General features: G+C 62.9%; 16 protein-coding genes. 7 read left to right on the plus strand and 9 right to left on the minus strand.

What is annotated here, in order from left to right; all coding sequences use genetic code 11:
- Positions 1-362 precede the first annotated feature (362 nt).
- Positions 363-614, plus strand: a complete 252-nt coding sequence (locus VMI09_03580) for a hypothetical protein (GenBank protein HTQ23749.1) — start codon at positions 363-365, stop codon at positions 612-614.
- 1,109 nt (positions 615-1,723) lie between these two features.
- Here VMI09_03580 and VMI09_03585 read toward each other — a convergent pair.
- On the minus strand, positions 1,724-2,014 hold the full coding sequence (locus tag VMI09_03585) for a hypothetical protein (GenBank protein HTQ23750.1): 291 nt from the start codon (positions 2,012-2,014) through the stop codon (positions 1,724-1,726).
- A gap of 466 nt (positions 2,015-2,480) precedes the next feature.
- On the opposite strand from VMI09_03585, the gene VMI09_03590 reads away from it, so the two are divergent.
- On the plus strand, positions 2,481-2,981 hold the full coding sequence (locus VMI09_03590; GenBank protein HTQ23751.1) for a FecR family protein: 501 nt from the start codon (positions 2,481-2,483) through the stop codon (positions 2,979-2,981).
- A gap of 149 nt (positions 2,982-3,130) precedes the next feature.
- Here the strand turns inward: VMI09_03590 and VMI09_03595 are convergent, their stop codons facing one another.
- A complete protein-coding gene (locus VMI09_03595) occupies positions 3,131-3,421 on the minus strand; it encodes a hypothetical protein (protein HTQ23752.1) in 291 nt (96 codons plus the stop codon).
- 429 nt (positions 3,422-3,850) lie between these two features.
- Entirely contained in the window at positions 3,851-4,576 is a 726-nt protein-coding gene (locus VMI09_03600; GenBank protein ID HTQ23753.1) for a methyltransferase domain-containing protein, read from the minus strand.
- A 391-nt stretch (positions 4,577-4,967) separates the two neighbouring features.
- Between VMI09_03600 and VMI09_03605 the strand changes: the two genes are divergently transcribed.
- Both VMI09_03605 and VMI09_03610 read left to right on the plus strand, forming a co-directional pair.
- Positions 4,968-5,432 carry a (2Fe-2S)-binding protein gene (locus VMI09_03605; GenBank protein ID HTQ23754.1) on the plus strand — a complete coding sequence of 155 codons (465 nt, stop codon included), beginning with the start codon at positions 4,968-4,970 and terminating at the stop codon, positions 5,430-5,432.
- Complete coding sequence (locus tag VMI09_03610) at positions 5,419-7,719, plus strand: molybdopterin cofactor-binding domain-containing protein (protein ID HTQ23755.1); 2,301 nt, start codon at positions 5,419-5,421, stop codon at positions 7,717-7,719. Before VMI09_03605 ends, VMI09_03610 begins: the two co-directional genes overlap by 14 nt.
- 35 nt (positions 7,720-7,754) lie before the next feature.
- On the opposite strand, the gene VMI09_03615 is transcribed toward VMI09_03610, so the two are convergent.
- The 3 genes from VMI09_03615 to VMI09_03625 form a co-directional block, all read right to left on the minus strand.
- Positions 7,755-9,851, minus strand: coding sequence for an FUSC family protein (locus VMI09_03615; GenBank protein HTQ23756.1), 2,097 nt, complete (start codon positions 9,849-9,851; stop codon positions 7,755-7,757).
- Positions 9,852-10,033: 182 nt separating this feature from the next.
- A complete protein-coding gene (locus tag VMI09_03620; GenBank protein ID HTQ23757.1) occupies positions 10,034-11,011 on the minus strand; it encodes an HlyD family efflux transporter periplasmic adaptor subunit in 978 nt (325 codons plus the stop codon).
- Between the two features lie 527 nt (positions 11,012-11,538).
- A complete protein-coding gene (locus VMI09_03625) occupies positions 11,539-12,879 on the minus strand; it encodes a M24 family metallopeptidase (protein HTQ23758.1) in 1,341 nt (446 codons plus the stop codon).
- 147 nt (positions 12,880-13,026) lie between these two features.
- Between VMI09_03625 and VMI09_03630 the strand changes: the two genes are divergently transcribed.
- From VMI09_03630 to VMI09_03640, 3 genes are all read left to right on the plus strand, one after another.
- Positions 13,027-14,541, plus strand: a complete 1,515-nt coding sequence (locus VMI09_03630; protein HTQ23759.1) for a TolC family protein — start codon at positions 13,027-13,029, stop codon at positions 14,539-14,541.
- Positions 14,542-14,630: 89 nt separating this feature from the next.
- Positions 14,631-14,870 carry a hypothetical protein gene (locus tag VMI09_03635; protein HTQ23760.1) on the plus strand — a complete coding sequence of 80 codons (240 nt, stop codon included), beginning with the start codon at positions 14,631-14,633 and terminating at the stop codon, positions 14,868-14,870.
- Positions 14,871-15,209 carry a hypothetical protein gene (locus tag VMI09_03640; protein HTQ23761.1) on the plus strand — a complete coding sequence of 113 codons (339 nt, stop codon included), beginning with the start codon at positions 14,871-14,873 and terminating at the stop codon, positions 15,207-15,209. It abuts the gene before it with no gap.
- Between the two features lie 81 nt (positions 15,210-15,290).
- Here VMI09_03640 and VMI09_03645 read toward each other — a convergent pair whose 3' ends face one another.
- From VMI09_03645 to VMI09_03655, 3 genes are all read right to left on the minus strand, one after another.
- Positions 15,291-16,190 (minus strand): alpha/beta hydrolase, encoded by a 900-nt coding sequence (locus VMI09_03645; GenBank protein ID HTQ23762.1) that lies wholly within the window; start codon positions 16,188-16,190, stop codon positions 15,291-15,293.
- Between the two features lie 40 nt (positions 16,191-16,230).
- Complete coding sequence (locus tag VMI09_03650; GenBank protein ID HTQ23763.1) at positions 16,231-16,794, minus strand: hypothetical protein; 564 nt, start codon at positions 16,792-16,794, stop codon at positions 16,231-16,233.
- Positions 16,795-16,958: 164 nt separating this feature from the next.
- The gene (locus tag VMI09_03655; GenBank protein ID HTQ23764.1) at positions 16,959-17,537 is read right to left on the minus strand and encodes a pentapeptide repeat-containing protein; all 579 of its coding nucleotides are present in this window, start codon (positions 17,535-17,537) and stop codon (positions 16,959-16,961) included.
- Positions 17,538-17,900 lie beyond the last annotated feature (363 nt).

Consider the following 17,900-nt stretch of genomic DNA (forward strand, 5'->3'; position numbering starts at 1 on the left):
TTACCCCATTCGTCCCGCGAGTGCCCTGAACCCAAACTTCCCTGAATTTCCGTGAATGACCCTGTGGACGATTTCTGGCAAATTTCTGGCAAATTCGGCGGGAATAGGGGAGATATCCACAGATCGCGAGGGAGAGATCAAAACACGAAAACCCCTGCGAGAGAACGGGTTTCATCACTCTGTCTCCTCGTCATTCTCACCCCGAATCGAGTTGCCAAGCACAAGGTCGTCGGTTCGAAACCGATCACCCACTCCAGTTATCCCCAACAGAAACAGACGATTCTTTGCGCAACCACTGCGCGCTCCCCGGATTGACGCGTGTCATTGGCGCTGGATATCCTTGAGTTATGGCTATGAAGCTCGTGGAGGGCGAAATCGTCGCGATTCACGGTGCCAGCAAGCTGCTCAGGCAAGCCTTCGCGCGCGCGGCCGAGGCGTGGCCCGAGCACGAGCAGGACGAATTTGCCCGGTGGCTGCTCGATGCGATTGAAAACGACGAGGGTTGCTGGGAGGCGGCGCTCGGCGACACCACGAAATTGCAAAAGCTCGCCGATCAGGCAATCGCGGACATCCGCACGGGGCGCAGCAAACCTCTCGATTCCGATAAGCTCTGATCTCTGAGACGACACCGGCGTTCTGGCGCGCTTACGCGAAGCTGCCGCAGCACGTCAGGAACCTGGCGCGAGTAGCGTACGCGCTCTTCAGCAGCGACCCGAACCATCCGAGTTTGAATTTCAAACCAGTCCGAGCGATGCCCTCGGTCTATTCCGTAAGAATCACCCTGTCGTATCGCGCACTCGCGATCGTTGAGGGCGATAAGGTCACCTGGTTCTGGATTGGTTCGCACGCGGATTACACGAGGCTTATCCCTTAGAGTGCAAGCCGCCGCGCGCATTGCGCCGCAGCGCGCCACGTCGCGTGGCGCGTTCGGCGCACGACCGACCGATCTACCCCTAGCCAAGGTTCGACGACTTATTTCATTTCGTTAAAGCCGGGGCAGGGGAAGGTCCTACCGTAAGGAAGAATATAGAAGACAGAACAAGATTCCGTGAGCGCCATCTGTTCGTTCAAGATAGTGTTGTAATAGATGCAGGTGTGCATCATGAATCCCGCTTGGCGGTTGGCCAATGCCTCAAGCTTCTCAGTCGAGTATGACTCTTTGAAGGATACCGGCCAGCTATCATCAGTAGTCTGCCCTGCTTGCATGGCCCCGATCTGGACGGCATCGTCCGGCGGCTTTACTGGACAGTGCTTGATCCCTGGAAGCATCCTGCCGAACAAATGATAGTCGCCTGTGTAGGCAATGTTCAGCGCTGGTGTCTTGCCAACGTTTTGAACTCTGAGCCCTATGGCGGCTCCGCGCCGGATGTTGAGCGGGTCGATTTTGGTGCAAAGTCAACGATTACGAGCCAGCTCCTGACGCCAGCATTCATTGCTGATACTGAGTCAACCATTGCCCCAGCCTGTATGGTCGCGTAGTACGCGTAGATTCCTACGCCTAACATCGTTAATAAGTTGACTACGAACGTCAGACAGGGAAGCCAGCGCCGAACGGTGTGCCGTTTGAATTGCGATGATTGCACGCGTGCAGAGGCTGGGTTTTTCTAGCGCGGCAGTCTCTCGTCTCGCTCATGTTTGTCTTGCGGCCTGCACAGCCAAGAAAGTTCCATTTTCGGACCTCTTTGCCGTCGTTGCCCTCGCACGCCCGCCCTTCGCGTATCGCTCATATTCTTTCAAAATAAGCAGCTTGTTTCTGCGACTCCGGCATGAACGTGCCGTCGAAATAACGCCATGCAGTTTTTGCTCGAGCGAGGCTCCCCGCGCGGCCGCGACGCGGGGGCGGTAGGGCCGCGCGCATTGCTTCAGCGAATCGTTCTATGGCGGCTCCGATGACAGGTGCTGCTTGCGCGGCGGCGCCGATGTGCGCCGTCAAGATTCGAAGGTTGCGCTCGCCTTCCAGCCGCCCTCGCAAAGCATTTTGTTCGCGTTCAAGTCGCTGGATGTTCGACGTCAACTATTTTTGCCGGCGCAAATTTAATTGTCGTTGATCACGCTGGACGCGCGCGAGCAGCGCTCTGGTCGTAGTCTCTCTGGTCGGTCGAAGGCGCATCGTTGAAACCAGAGCATCACGCTGGAATTGTAGACACGACAAGGAAGCTCAGAAAGCGTGGCCCTTTCGACTTGTCCACATCGCTGGCGCCGGAGTGTTTGGCGAACCGTTTGGCGCACTGGAACGTCGCTCGGGCGGTTCGCCTTGAGCGGGCCTGTGTGGTTGCGGGCAGTTCGCCCTCGGCCAGCCCTGCCACGATTGTGAGCATGCCAACTTTTGTGGACCCTCGATGCCACTAAAAATGACAGCAACGTCGCCTCAAGAGGCTGTTTTTGCGATCTAAAGCTTCGCGAACTCGAGCATAGTTATTGCTTCACGCAACCTGCAGGCTTGCGGCGAAAATCGCCCCTTACCGAAAAGGATGTCAACAATGATTGCACGGATTCCAAAGGCGCTTGAACCAGGAAAGCTCGCAATTCCAGCGAGCCTGGTTGTCCTTGCTTTGCTCGTGTTCGCGCCTCAGACGTGGGCGCAGACATCTGTCGGTAGGGTGGGTGTGGTCGACGGCAATGTGACCATCGTTCGGACTGGCAAGTCGATTCCGACGGCTGCCGGCACCGTTCTCCAGGTTGGCGACAAACTTACGACCGGGCCAAAGAGCCACCTGACCATAAACCTCACCGACGGCAGTCAGTTGGAATTGGATGAGTCCGGCACCCTGGTGCTGACGGAATATGTTCTGAATCCCGACGGGTCGCGAGCGAGTACCAAGCTGACTCTGCTGGGAGGACTGGTGCGCAGTCTCGTTCATCTCGGCCCAAGCAGCACGCCTAACTTCGAAGTCCACACGCCCAACGCCGTCGCCTCCGCGCGCGGCACCATGTTCGACGTTGCGTATCACGAGGGTCAGCCGCCCCCTGCGATGCCGTAAACAGAGGCGCATACCTCAGCAAGAAAAGTGCCCCGCTCGAGCAGCTGCTGCGGGCGGGGTTTTTCTGATTCTCTCCACGGGTCGGAAAGCTGTCCGCCTCGTGAGATACGTGTCCCGCGGCGATTTTCCTTCCGATCTCGATCGCCCTCTCAACGTGCAGGCGTCAATTTCATCGGCGTGCCGGAACTGCTCTGGCTGGCGTCCTTCAGGCGAGGGTCGTCGCTGGCAATACAGGTGGCCACCGAGCCATCGAACTGTAAGTTGCCGCCGCTCTGGGTCACCAGCGTCATCGCCATACCCTTGTAATTGCCCTGATACTCCACAAGCGACTTGCGCGCGACCGCACAGACCCCTGCGGAATCGAACGACTGATATACAACCCACTCTGATAGCGGAGCGTTCAACTTGCCCCAAGGCGGCATCATCAGGTACCAGCCCACGGCCGCAAGCGCCACGGCATTTTGGAGTCTCACGCCTGCTACTTCTCCTTCAGCCGCGAGTCGTCGCTCGCGACGCACATGAAATCGGGACGCGGGCCGTACTTTCCAGCCTTCCGCGCTCGGCTCTCAAGCTTCAACTTCCACTCCCTGCAGGCTGCCGCGCTACCAAACCTGCGAAAGACTCTCCATTCCGAGATGGGTGCCTGAGTGTCGGGCTGCGCCCCGCCGTGCACAGGGGGAAGCATCAGGTACCAGCCGACCATGGCGAGCATTGCAGCGTGGCGACAGTTCATCGTTATTAGCAGAGCCTCGTCTTTATTGGCAGGGCCTCGTCTTTATTGGCAGAGCCTCGACTTCACGGAGCGCCGACGCCAACATTTTCGATCCGAGGATGCAGGCCATTCAAGGCCGGCGATGACGGCTGCGTATTCACCTGTGCAGCACGAACAGAAGTCCAAACGCCAAAGTTGGAAACCGAGTAAAGAACCGATCCAACGTCTGGCGGGCCCGAATGGATATGCCGCCTTCGATTGCGTGCATAATCGACCAGCCTTTCAAATCGAGGGTTTTGAACCCGTTCGCACGGAAGAGCGCCTGCCATTCGCTGCTCGCGGTAATGCGGATGTGATTCAGATCGATCATCAGATCCGATCTCACGGTCGGCGATGGACCCGGATAGCTACAGGGTGGTTTACCCAGCAACAGCCGCAGGCGTGAGCGCCAGTACGCGAGGTTCGGAGTGGTGACGATAAGAAATCCGTCCGCTGCGAGAATGCGCGACAACTCCGCCATGAAACCGTCGGTGTCGATGATGTGCTCGATGATGTCGGCTGCGACAACCACGTTGAACTCAGCGTCGGACGCCGGGCACCGCTCCAGGCCAGCCGACCATCGACGGGCCTCGAGCCCGCGAGCAGCGGCTGCCGCCAGAGCGCCGTCCGAGGTGTCGAATCCGACGGCTCTTTCGAAGCCTGTGCGATATTGCTCGGTGGCGAATCCCGTGAAACATCCAATGTCCGCCAGCGCGCCACGCTTCGGAATACCCTGGATGATAACTTTTGGGAGTTCGACTTTCTCTCGCTGCCAGCGGAAATGCTCCGCTTCAGCCGAAATCAGTTCGTTGAAGGCGGCGCGATTGCGCGCCAATTGTGCCATCGTCGGAGATTGTGGCCTCGACCATCCGGGCTCTCCTCAACTAACGCACGTCTTGAGCGAAAGGCGCCTGTCCGTCCCGTGCAGCCTCGGCTTCGGAAACGCCGTGCGGCGCGGAGAAGGCGATGTTCGCGCGGAAATCTGGCACCAGGCCTGCATCATACCGTTAAGCGCAGGAATCAGAAATCAGGCCTTTTTTTCGCTGTCCAGGGCCGATCGCCGCGCCTGGTCCTTGGATTCACCGCGGCCGGCGCAGCCGGTTTTGGCGCAACCGCGAATTCGCTAGACTCGAAGTCTCGAACGTCTTCGTCCCGCAGAATAAACCTGCTCCAGGAATGCGGGCGTCGCCTATGAAACCCAGACGCCCGATCGGTCGTTAAGGTAAGACAGGAAAATGATTCGTTTGAAGGTCAATGGCGTCGAGCGTTCGTTTGACGGCGATCCAACGATGCCTCTGCTCTGGTATCTGCGCGACGAACTGGCGCTGACCGGCACCAAGTTCGGCTGCGGGATGTCATTGTGCGGGGCCTGCACGGTGCATCTCAACGGCAAGGCGGTGCGCTCCTGCGTCACTCCGATGCGCCTGACCGAAAGCGCCCAGGTCGTCACGATCGAGGGGATCTCGGCAAACGGCACGCATCCAGTCCAGCTCGCCTGGATGCAAATTAACGTTCCTCAGTGCGGCTATTGTCAATCGGGACAGATCATGTCGGCGGTGGCGCTGCTCGATACGAATCGCAATCCCAGTGACGCCCAGATCGACGAAGCGATGTCGGGCAACATATGCCGCTGCGGAACCTATCAGCGGATACGCGCGGCCATAAAGGCCGCCGCAGGGACGTCGCGTGAGCAAAAGTAGGCATCGGGCGAGCGCAATCGCGCCAGGCGGGATCCAAAACGTCAGCCGGCGCCGCTTCCTCAAGGGCGTGCTCTCGGCCGGCGCGCTGATACTGAGCGTGCGCCTGCTTCATCGCACGACGAGCGCGGCAAGTCCGATTTCGATCGGCATGACGCACGCCGACCGCGCGACGCTCCATCCGAGCGCCTTCGTCGGCATCGAGTCCGACGGCACGGTCTATATCGTCGCGCATCGCTCCGAGATGGGAACCGGCATCCGCACCTCGCTGCCGCTGGTGGTCGCAGACGAGCTTGACGCCGATTGGACGCGGGTGAAGCTGGAGCAGGCGATCGGCGACTGGCGCTACGGCGGGCAGGACACCGACGGCTCTCACTCGATCCGCGATTTCTTCGACGTGATGCGAGAGGCCGGGGCAACCGCGCGCGCAATGCTGATCGAGGCGGCCGCGGCGCGATGGAAGGTGAGGCCAGCCGAGTGCGAAACCGACCTGCACGAGGTGATTCATCGTCCGACCGGCCGCAAGTTCGGATACGGGGCGCTGGCTGCGGACGCCGCGAAGTTCCCTGTGCCGGACAGGCGGACGCTCAAGCTGAAAACCAAAAGCCAGTGGCGCTATATCGGCAAGGGGCATCCCAGCTACGACCTCGCTCCGATCTGTACCGGGCAGGCCGTGTACGGCATGGACGCCCGGATGGACGGGATGGCGTATGCCGCCGTGATGCATCCGCCGGTCCTGGGCGGCAAGATCAAGTCCTATGACGACAAGGAAGCACTGAAGGTAAAGGGCGTGCGCCAGGTCGTCACGATCGATCCGTTCAAGTCGGCGCCCGGGTTTCAACCCCTTGGCGGTGTCGCGGTGCTCGCCGACAACACGTGGGCGGCGTTCCAGGGGCGCAGGAAGCTCACGGTCGAGTGGGACAACGGTCCCAATGCGGCTTACAACTCCGCGCAGTACAAAAAGGACCTCTTCGAGACCGTTCGCGCGCCGGGGAAGGTCGCGCGCACCGCGGGCGACGTCGATGCCGAGTTCAAAAAAGGCGGCCGCGCGATCGAGGCGGAGTACTATGTGCCGCATCTCGCGCATGCGCCGATGGAACCGCCGGCCGCGGTCGCGGAATATCGCAACGGCAAGGTGACCGCGTGGACCTGCACGCAGAACCCGCAAGCAGTGCAGGACATCGTCTCGCAACAATTGAGTATTCCGCGCGACAACGTTATCTGCCATGTGACGCTGCTCGGCGGCGGGTTCGGGCGCAAGTCGAAACCCGACTACGTTGCGGAAGCCGCTGTGCTCTCAAAGAAGATCGGAGGCCCGGTGAAGGTCGTGTGGAGCCGCGAGGACGATATCAAGTTTGGCTATTACCACACGGTGTCGGCGATGTATATGAAGGCCGCGCTCGGCGCCAACGGGATGCCGACCGCGTGGCTGCAGCGCTCGGCGTTCCCGCCCATCGCGTCGACCTTCAAGGAGGGCGAACTTTACGGCGGGGCCGGCGATCTGAGCCTGGGATGGACCGATATCCCGTATGACATCCCTAACCTGCGCGTGGAAAACGGTCCGGCGAAAGCATACGTGCGAATCGGATGGCTACGCTCGGTCGCCAACATATATCACGCGTTCGCAGTCCAGTCATTTTCCGATGAGTTGGCGCACGCGGCCGGCCGCAATCCGGTTGACTATTTGCTCGAGCTGATTGGCCCGGCGCGGATAATTGATTTGAAGGGAACTGACTATACGAACTACGGCGCGCCATATTCGTACTATCCGATAGACACCGGCCGGATGCGCCGCGTGGTCGAATTAGCGGCCGAGAAGGCAGACTGGGGTAAACGCAAGATGGGGAACGGGACCGGCATGGGTATCGCGGTCCATCGAAGCTTCCTCACCTACGTGGCGACGGTGGTCGAAGTCGAAGTCGACGGCGGCGGCAAGCTCCGGATTCCGCGCGTACACACCGCGGTCGATGCGGGTCTGATCGCCAATCCAGAAGCGGCTCGCGCCCAGTTCGAGGGCGCGGCGGTCTTCGGCGCGAGCCTTGCGCGCACAGGTGAGATCACCGCGACCGGTGGGATAATCGATCAATCGAACTTCCACGACTACCGGGTCGCCCGGATGCCCGAAGCTCCGCAACGCACGGACGTCTACTTCATCGAAGACGGCGCCCCGCCCGCGGGTATCGGAGAGCCAGGCGTTCCTCCGTTCGCGCCGGCGCTCTGCAACGCGATCTTCGCGGCCACGGGCAGGCGAATCCGCGAGCTTCCGCTGAGCAGGCACCAGATAGGCTGACGCACCGACGGCGGCGCCGCGCCTCAATCTTGCCTTCAGGTTCGGCCGGGAATTTCCGCCAGCCAAGCCGTAAGATCCGGCAGCAGTACCGCAATGCGGCGCAACGAGTTGAGCTCGGCGAAGATCGCGCGGCGCTGGTCGAGCGTCCAGGACGTGACTCGCGCGAACTCGTTCTCTTCGAGACGCGCTTCGAATACCTTGAGCGACTCGTCGATACGGCCCGATAACTGCGCCAGCGCGAGCGCCCGCTCCGCATCGACTTTGAGGCAATTCGGGCCGCCGAAGAACTCGAGCCACACCCTGAGTTGATGCCGGATCTCCTCGAGCGCCGATTCGCGCGCCGCCTCGCTCATCGCGTCGAGTCGTGGCGCCGGCACCACGATGCGCGAGCTCGAGATGGAGGCCAGGCGATTTGCGATGCGGCGCAGGGTGCCAGCCGCCTCGATGATCGCATTGTGGTCGACCATGCTGGTTCGGCCTTCCAGTTGCGCATCGTCGGCTATTTCGAGCATCTCGGCCAAGATGCGCATCGTCTCGGCGTTGACCTCATCGATTGTATCCTCGCGAGTCGAGGCCGCGCCGCCGGGCGCAAGCGCAAGGGTGTCGGCGATCACCCGGCGCAGCCGGGGCAACAGCGAATCGCCCGAGAATTCGGGCCATAAGCTGAAGGCGATCGCCGCGACCACGCAGGTGCCCAGCAGGATCGCCCAGATGCGCCATAGCGGCCCATAGATGTCGATCGACGGGCTCAGGCCGGCGAACACGAGGGCGAAGGTGGTGCCGATTTGCTTTCCCGCATAGGCAATTCGGCCGCTCGCCAGAGACGAGTACGCGGATACGTAGAAGACGGCGAAGAGCGAGATCAGGTAAACAGGAAGAGTGTGGAAATTCGGCGAAACTATAATGATTGCGAGCAGCGAGATGACCCCGCCGATCGCCGCGCCGGCGATGCGCAGAACCATCTTGCGGAATTCTGCGCCGTAAGTCGGAAGGGTGGTTATCACAACCGTCGTAAGAATCGTGGTCATCTCGACATGCTGACTCACGATGCCGATGATGTAGCCGAGAACTCCGCAAAGGCCGAGTTTCAGCGCGTAGCGCAGAAGCTTTGCATCGATTTCCCGGGCCTCCCGCGGACCATGGTCCGGCTGCATGCGCACGCCGCCCGTGGGCGGCGGCGCATCGAGCAGGCGCTCGATAAAGCCGGTGACGGCGGCCAGCGCGTCGGCGAAAGCCGCGAAATTCGTGATTTCGCGCGCACTCACGCGTGCGATGTACGTTGGTCTGACATCAATGATGCGCGCGCTCAGCATGTCCATCGCGCGCACGGCTCGAAGCCGCGACGGCGGGGGAGGGAGGTCGACGCCAACCGGGATCTCGGTCGGGAGTTCGCGGGCGATCTCATCCAACGCGTCCGCAATTGCATCAGCCGCTGACTGGACCTCGATCCGCAGCATTCCGCGAATTTCCCGCGGAACCTGCTCGCGCGCCGCCATCGTCAGGCGATCCACTTCGAGCGAAATGCGCGCGACGCGCGTGACCGCCGCGACGAGGATTGCGTGGCGACGGGTGTCCAGGCCCTCCTGTACTGCTTGATTGAGCAGCGCCATGTGCCCGGGCAGGTCGGTGGTCGGCGGCGGCGCCGGCGGCGGCGCGCCATCGGATCCGAGGTAATAGGCGGTGGCGCGGATGAGCCGCGAGCGGACGCGTCCGAGGCTGTTGCCGAGCGATTCCATCAGGAGCCTCTCTCCGCGCTCAGGCCACAGCCAGTTGTCGAATAGAACCAGTACGCCGAGTGCGATCGCGGTGCCGCCGAACGCCCCGGACGCGAACCAGCCAATTGCCGCAGGCGTAAATTCGACCAGGTAGAAGATGTTGAGCGACACGACCTGAATCAGCAGCAACCCCGCGCCGAGCTGTAATGCGCTGGCCGCGTAAGTTGACCAGGCGAGGAAGATAAAGAGAGACGGCAGCATCAGCCATGGCGTCTCGGCGAATGCGCGCGCGATCACGACGGCTACCGCGGCCGCAAACCCGATTAACACCAGCAGCATTGCGGCTTTGCGAACGGACATCATCGCCCCGGCGCCGACCAGCAGCCACGCGATGTAGGTCCCAAGCTCGTTATTCACGTGACAAATCGCAACCAGACCTGCACCGAGTGTTCCGATCATGGCGATGCGAAGCGCTACGCGGAATTTTCGCGGGCTTGGCGCGAGTTCTCGCGCCAACAATCCACCAAGCCAGTCAGCCCACCGATAGGGCTCTGCAGGCCGAAGCTCCGGTTTGGCAACAACAGTGGAGGCGGCGCCGCTCACCGACCTCCCTGGATAGTGACAACGGCGGTGGCGCCCATCCGAAACGGGAAGGCGGGATCGCCGTTCTCCAAAACGATACGCACTGGAAAGCGTTGCGAAAGGCGCACCCAGTTGAGCGTCTCTTCGATCTGCGGCAGCCCCTGGATGGTGGCGCCGTTGTTCTGATATAGCGCCCAACCGACGCCCTGCACGCGTCCGCGAAATCGCTTGTTCGGATAGCTCAGCAGGTACACCTGGGCGGGCATCCCCGTCCTGATGTGCCCCAGGAAGTTCTCGCGGAAATTAGCCAGCACGTACCACTGTCGATTATCCACCAGGCTCAGCACTTCGCGCCCCTCGTTGGCATACTGGCCAACCGTGATGTTGAGATTGGTCACGTAGGCGTCGAAGGGCGCGCGCACATAGCAGTAGTTGAGGTTCAGCTTTGCATCGTAAAGCGCCGCCTCGGCGGCCTTGCGGCGCGCATTGATGTCGCCGTACTGGCCGAGATCGTTCTGCGCCTTTGAAACCTCGCTCTGCGCGCTGGCGACACCGGCCTGGTCGGCCTCTACCCGGCTGCGGGCGTTGAAGACATCATTTGCGGTGACGAAGTGGCGCGTGAGCAGCGGTTGTATGCGATCGAGATACTGCTTGTCATATGCGAGCTCCGCGTTGAGTTGAGCCTTGCGCGAGCTTGCGGCGCGTATCGCGTCCTCCAACGCCTCGATCTGCAAATTGGTAAGCGCGAGATCGGCCTCGGTACGGTCCACCACCGACTGGTAGGGGCGCGGATCGACGACAAACAGCAACTGACCCGGCTTCACGTGCTGATTGTCCTGGATCGGCATCTCGACGATCGGGCCACTGACGTGCGCCGCTATACCGACCACGTTCGCCCGCACATACGCGTCGTCAGTGCGGGGAAAGACGTAGTACAGGCGCGCGACATACATGGCCAGCGCAATCGCCGCGGCCACGATCAGCGCGCCGACCAACCGGCCGGTAATCTTAAGCGCTATAGGCTCGTGCGATGGCGCATCTATCTGCGCGCGAGCGGGTGGGGGGCTCGCTCCGGGCGCCGGCCCGTCGCCAGGACCGGGAGCCGAGGGATGCCTCGCTGGCGGACTCTTCTCCGGCGCTCCCTGCTGCTCGGGCACTGTCACTCCTTAGATGCGATTGAAGAATACCAGATACACGAGGCAGGCCAGCGCTACGGCGAGACAAGGATAAATTACAAGCAGAGGTCCGAGGTGAGGTTCGAGTCCGGTTCTTGCGAAAACCGGCCGCACCATTCCAGCGAGCAGCACGCCGAGAATCGCGCACAAGAGCCACGCGGGAAAGTTCGCGCCGGCGACGTTCACCACCGGGTCGCATCCGGCGAAGATCAGCCCGAGTACGGCAAAAACGGCGAGCGCAAACCCGGGCGTGCGAAAGGCGGCCCGGGTTCGCGCGGTTCCGCCCGCAGATTCGCTTCGCTCAGGATGGCAAGGTCGTGTGTGCAAATTACTGACAGGACGCCGCGCTAATAGGGATTGGCGATCGGCAATTCCTGCGCCGGGAAGAGCGTTATCACCCTGCATCCGTCGGGCGTGACTACCAGTTCCTCTTCGATCCGCGCCGCCGAGAATCCGTCGCTCGCCGGGCAATAGGTCTCCAGCGCGAACACCATGCCGGCCTTGATCTCCGCGGGCGCCTTGAGCGAGTTTAGCCGGCTGATAAGCGGACGCTCATGGAGCGCGAGGCCGAGCCCGTGCGCGAACTGCAGGCCGAAGGCGGCGAGCTCGCTTTCAAAGCCGAACTCCTGCGCTTTGGGAAGCGCCTTGGCGACTTCGTCGCTGCCGGCTCCGGGTTTGACCAGCGCCATCGTGCGATCCATCCACTCGCGCGCCTGCCTGTAGGCGTCGCGCTGGGCCGGCGTGGCGCGGCCGACGTTGAAAGTGCGGTAGTAGCAGGTGCGGTAGCCCGTGTACGACTGGATGATGTCGAAGAAGGCCTGGTCGCCGGGCCGGATGATGCGATCAGTGAAGTTGTGCGGATGAGGGCTGCAGCGCTCGCCGCTGATCGCGTTTATCGCCTCGACGTCGTCGGAGCCGAGCTGATAGAGCATCCGGTTGGCCTCGGCGACCAGGTCCGATTCGCGCACACCCGGCTTAAGCCGCTCCCACAGCATGTGATAAACGCCGTCCACCATCGCGGCAGCGGTGTTGAGCAGCATGATCTCGTCGATGCTCTTGAGCTCGCGCGCCTCCAGCATCACCTGCTGGCAGTCGCGTATTTCCAGTCCCGCGCGCTGCAGCTCGAACAGCATCGCCGGCTCCACCAGGTCAAGCCCAAGCGGCATCCGCTCGACACCCTGCTCCTTGAGCAGCGCCCTGATTTCTTCCGCATGCATCCGCAGCAGGCCCGCCTCGGGCGGTATGGCGCCGCGGAGCCCCGGCATCCCGGCTCGGCAATGGTCGTGCTGAAGCCACGGCGCGTAAAGCTGATGATGCTTCACGGCCGAGCCGAAATCCCAGACGTAGGGCTCGCCGTCGCCGGCGAGCAGGGCGAAGCGAATCATCTTGTCGCGCGCCCACTCGCCGATCACGGTGCTGGTCAGGTAGCGGATGTTGTTGGTGTCGAAGCAGAGCATCGCGCCGAGCCCCGAATGGCCGAGCGCCTGACGCGCGCGCGCCAGGCGATATTCGTGGAGGCGGCGAAAGTCGATCCGTTCCTCGAAGTCGACGGCGCGTTGTCCGGGCGCGGGCAGCGCGCGCTTCCAGTTGTAATGCGGATCCAGCGCGGCGGCGCGCCGCGGATCGGCAATCTCGGCGGTCTTGATGATCCTGGGCTGGGTCCTGACGGCGGTCCTGGAAGTTGCCATGTTCCGAGTCCTCGTGCGGCCGCCGGATTTGGCGCGCCGCCCCTGTGCATCCACGCGCTTGCCGCGGATGGAATTCCGCTTGGATGCTTCCGCTGCAAAAGATACGGGTAAGATTGTTCGCAAATGCAACCGGAGTCAAATCGCAGTATGCATATTTCCAGCCGTCTCAAACGCGCCCCGGGCTTCTGCATCGGTGTCGGCATCGTCGCGGCTCTGGCGGGATGCGCGCGGATGGCCGAGCAGCCCGAGGTCAATCCGGACCGCTGGGCCCCGCAGAGCGCGGAACGCCCGTGGACCCCATCGCCCGCCTCGGCGAGCGACTACCGCGTACCGAGCGACAACCGTCCGCCACCCCCGGCCACCACGGCCGCGCCGGCGCAACCTTCCGGACAAAAACCCGCGCATCAGCAGGGCGAGCCGTACGATCTGCCCGCTCTGCTCGACCTTGCCCTGCGTGAGAACCCGGATACGCGCTTCGCATGGGAGTCGGCGCGCCAGGCGGCAGCGAACTTCGGCGCTGCGCGCGCGCCATACTATCCGCTGGTGAGCGCCAATTCGGCCAACGGATACACACGAACGCTGTTCCCGCTGCCCGGGGGCATAGCCGCCCAATACAAGGTGTGGCAGGCGCAGCCGCTGGTGCAGACGACCTACACGCTGCTCGATTTCGGACGGCGCAGCTCCAGCGCCGAGGCTGCGCGCCAGGCGCTGGCCGTCGCCAACTTCAGTTTCGACCGCAAGATGCAGGACGTGGTCTTCGCGGTGCAGCGCGCCTACTACGCGCTATGCGCCTCGAAGGCCGCGGTCGTCGCGGCGCGCCAGAACCTCGAGCTCGCGGGCTCGGACTTCGACGCGGTTCAGCAGCGCGTCAATCTCGGGCTTGCGACCGAGCCCGCGCTTCTGCTGGCCAGGGAGCGCGTCTCGCAATCGCAATACGACGTCGCCAACGCCGAGCTCCTGGTGCACGACGCCGAGGCCGCCCTGGCCGCCGCGATCGGCATCCCGGCCGACCAGCCGATCGAGGTCGCGAGTCTTGAGGCGTTGCCGGTACCGACGAGGCTCAGCGGTCAGATCGAAGATCTGATCGCGGCCACGGTAAGGCAGCGCCCGGACCTCGCGGCAAAGGTCGCGGGGCTGCGCGCGAGCGAGGCGCGGGTCGCACTGGCCAAGGCGGCGTGGTATCCGACCGTCGATCTGACGGCGAATTACGGTCAGCTCATCTGGCGCTATACGTTTTTCGGCCCGCCGACCGCGTGGGCCAATCAGCCTCAATATTCGGCGCTCGTGACGCTGCAATGGGACGTATTCACGGGATTCAAACGGCTCAACGACGTGCGCGCGTCCGAGGCGGAGGACGCCGCCGCCCGCGCAGGCGTTCGCTCGGCGGAAATCGGCGCGATCGCCGAGATGTGGCGCGCGTACTACGAGTTCCAGTCGTCGCTGAAGAAATACTCGTACGGGCAGGCGCTGGTGGCAGCGGCGCAGGAGGCCTACGACGCCAACCTCGAGACCTACCGCCAGGGCCTCAGCACGATCGTCGAATTGCTGACCGCCCAGCGCGATCTCGCCGGGGCGCGCTATACGCTGATTCAAAGCCGCGCCGACCTGCTGACGTCGTATGCGGCGGTGACGTACGCGGCGGGAGCGATCGAAACGAGGTGATTGCGGAAAATCAGGCGTTCTTCGCCTCGGCGGGTTTGATCGTGCAGCCCGGCTCGCTATAAAGACCTGCAACGGATAGAGGTAACGTTATGCGCATCAAGGGAGTTACGCTGGAAGAGGCGGCGCCCGGCGTACAAAAGATCTATCGGAAGACCGCGGAGCTGCTCGGGCGGGTCACGATTCCGCTGACCGCGTTCGCCCACTGTCCGGAAATAGCGGAGGCCTACTCGGCGCTGGGCGCAGCGCTGGGGCGAGCGCAGGGAGTCGAGCCGCGGCTCAAAACGCTCGCATGCGTACGCACGGCGCAGATCGCCGGATGCCCCTTTTGAGTGGACATCAACTCTGCCGTTGGCAGAGAACAAGGGATCACGGATGCGCAGCTCGCCGATCTCGCGACCTTCGAGAAGAGCGCGCACTTCAGTCCGCTGGAAAAGACCATCCTGCGCTACGCCGAGGGGATGACGCAGAACCCGGCAGAGGTCACGGAATCCGTTTTTGCCGAGTTAAAGCAATACTTTAACACCGCGCAAATCGTCGAACTGACCACGATGATCGCCTTCGAGAACCTGCGCGCGCGCTTCAATCGCGCGCTGCATATCGAGGCCGACGGTTTTTGCGAACTCCCGGTGGACCATCCGGTGCGCAAGGCTGTGGTGCCCTGGCAGTAACCATGAGACGAAATGCCCCGGCGCCGCCTGAAGGCAGCGCCATGACGCCGGGTGCGGACGGCGGGAACCGTTCCAGGCGAACTATGGCACGCGCTTGAGCACGAACTCGCCGATCTTCTCGATCGCCTGCTGACCCTCGGGCAGGACCGGCGCGGCCAAATGCCACACGTGCGGCATCTCTTCCCAGATTTGCAGAGCGACGTCCACGCCCGCTTCCTCGGCGCGGTCGGCCAGGCGGGTCGAATCGTCGAGCAAGACCTCGGCATCGCCGACCTGGATGAACAGCGGCGGGAGACCCTCGAGCGAGGCGTTGAGCGGCGCGGCCAGCGGCTCGCGCAGGTTTCCTTTTTCGCCGACGTACAGCTTGGCTAGCTTTACGATCATGTCGCGCGACACGATCAGGTCCTGCGCCGCCCGGCTGCTCATCGATTCGCCTTCCGCTTCGAAATCGACCCACGGCGAAAGGCACACGCCCGCGGCCGGCGCGGGCGCGCCGACGTCGCGTAGCGCGACAAGCGTGGACACCGCGAGGCCGCCACCTGCCGAATCGCCGCCAACTACGATTCGCTCGGGCTTGCAGCCCTGCGCGAGCAACCATCGGTATGACGTCATCGAATCATCCACTGCGGCCGGGAAGGGGTTTTCTGGCGCAAGGCGATAGTCGATGAGCAGGACCCGCGCCTTGGCTGCTTTGGAAAGACGCGCCGCAAGCTCGCGATGGGTTTCGATCGAGCCCATTATGTAACCGCCGCCGTGGAGATAGAGGATGACCCGATCGGGCGCCGCATTGCTCGCGGTTATCCACTCGGCTTTGACGCCGTTGGCGTTCACCGGTTCGCACTTCACTTCATTGGCGCTCGGAAATGCGGAGAATCCCGCGGCCATCATCGCGCGCATCTCCTGCGGCGTCCTGGCCTTCGAGAATTGCTGCGCGAATTGGCGCTGTTGCTCTAACACCAGCTGAAGCTCTGGACTGCCCATTGGAACTATTCTCCTTGTTTGGAATGAATCGTCGCGCTGGTCAGCGCGCTGCCTCGCGCAAAGGCGCCTGGGGAGGCTGCGTGCTCGCCGAGTTCGACGCTCCCGAAGTGGGCGCGCTCCATAGCAGGCGGCCATCCTCGCTGAAAATTTCGAAACTTGCGTTGCCATTGGGCAATTGCACGAAATTCGCGCGATTGCGTCCGCCCTTGTCAACCAGGTGGATGCTCGCCGAGTCGTCGAGCGGCACGTTGAGACCGATACGCACACGGCCCTGCGCGTCGTACATCCCGACCGCCGATTCGCCGTCCGCGAGCACGCCCATCGCAAGCCTGCGCTTGCCCGTGGTGGTGAGGAAACTAAGCCGCGCGAGATCGTCGGGCGTCACGTTCATCACCGCGCGCTGACGGCCCGAGGAGTCGACGACCTGCACCTCCTGCACGACAATGCGATCGGCGGTGATCGTCTTGCTCCGCTGGGTCTCGGCGGCCACGACGCTGCGGGGCGCAAAAAGCTGCCCCCAAAGCATCGCGCCGAAGAACCCCCCGCAGATTGCCAGCACAACCGTGGTCCAATGCTCGCCAGATTTCCGTTCACGAGTCTTCATCAATAATTCTCCCTCTGTTGGTTCGAGCACCATCGGCGGTCGGACCAGGTGCGAGGCCGGACGGCCGCGAGAATCCCAGGGTACATTGTGCCGGCGCTCTGCGCCCGGCGGACCCGCCTGAATCGTAGCAGGCCGGGTTTTCATCGCGGAAGCGGATCGCCCGGTCATCGGCCCGCCGGCGCATCGAGCAAGACGGACATCCCTGCCGGCAACCGGGTTTCCGCGTCGATATTGGCGAGCTTGAGCTGCGCTGGACTCAGACCGACGGCGTTGCGCAGATCGGCGCGGCTTAAGTCCGCGCCCGAGAGATTGGCGCGGGTGAAGTTCACTCCGTCCATTACCAGGCCGGTCAGGATGGCGTTCTGAAGGTTGGCGCCAGTCAGATTGGCGTTGGTCATCCTTGCGCCGAGCAGATTGGCCTGCGTCAGGTTGGCAGCCTTAAGGACCGCGTTCCGCAGATCGGCGCCCTCGAGGCTGGCCTGACGCAGAGAGCCTCGCGCCAGATCGGCATGTCTCAGGTTGGCCTTCTGCAGGCGCGCCGAATCGAGGTCCACAAACCACATCATCGCATCCTGCATTTGCGCGCCGCTCAGATTCGCGCCCCTGAAGTTGGTGCCTATAAGCTTCGCGCTCTGTAGCTGGGCGTCGGTGCAGTCGGCGCCGGCGAACCATTGTTGGCTCAGGTCCGCCCATTGCCAATGCGCATTACGGCAAAGCGCCCGCGGTGGAAGCGAACCGAACACCGGTATCAGCCGTCCGGCGAGCGCCGTGGGAATCGACTCGATCCGCGACGCCCGGTTTTCGGCCGCGCATGTGTTCTTACGGGCGTGAAGGGCAGGGCGGGCGCGGGGCGGCAGCGTCAGAACGGCTGCAAGCGCCGCGCAGAGTGCGATAGCGGCCCAGCAAGACAACGGCCCGATTCGGAAGGCTCCAGTACGGTCGGCAGCGCGTCTTCGGATCTCCATAACCGGCGCGAATGGCGGCCGGAGGGTGGCCGCCGCTCGTCACCGTAGCACAGAACCCGCGGCAAGGCTGAAGCGTTCCGAATTACCGAGCGATCCGGCATGAGAATCGGTTGGACAGTAGGCTCCGGCCGGGTGGGAACC

Source organism: Candidatus Binataceae bacterium, assembly GCA_035500095.1.
In the GTDB taxonomy this organism is placed as follows: Bacteria; Desulfobacterota; Binatia; order Binatales; family Binataceae; genus JAKAVN01.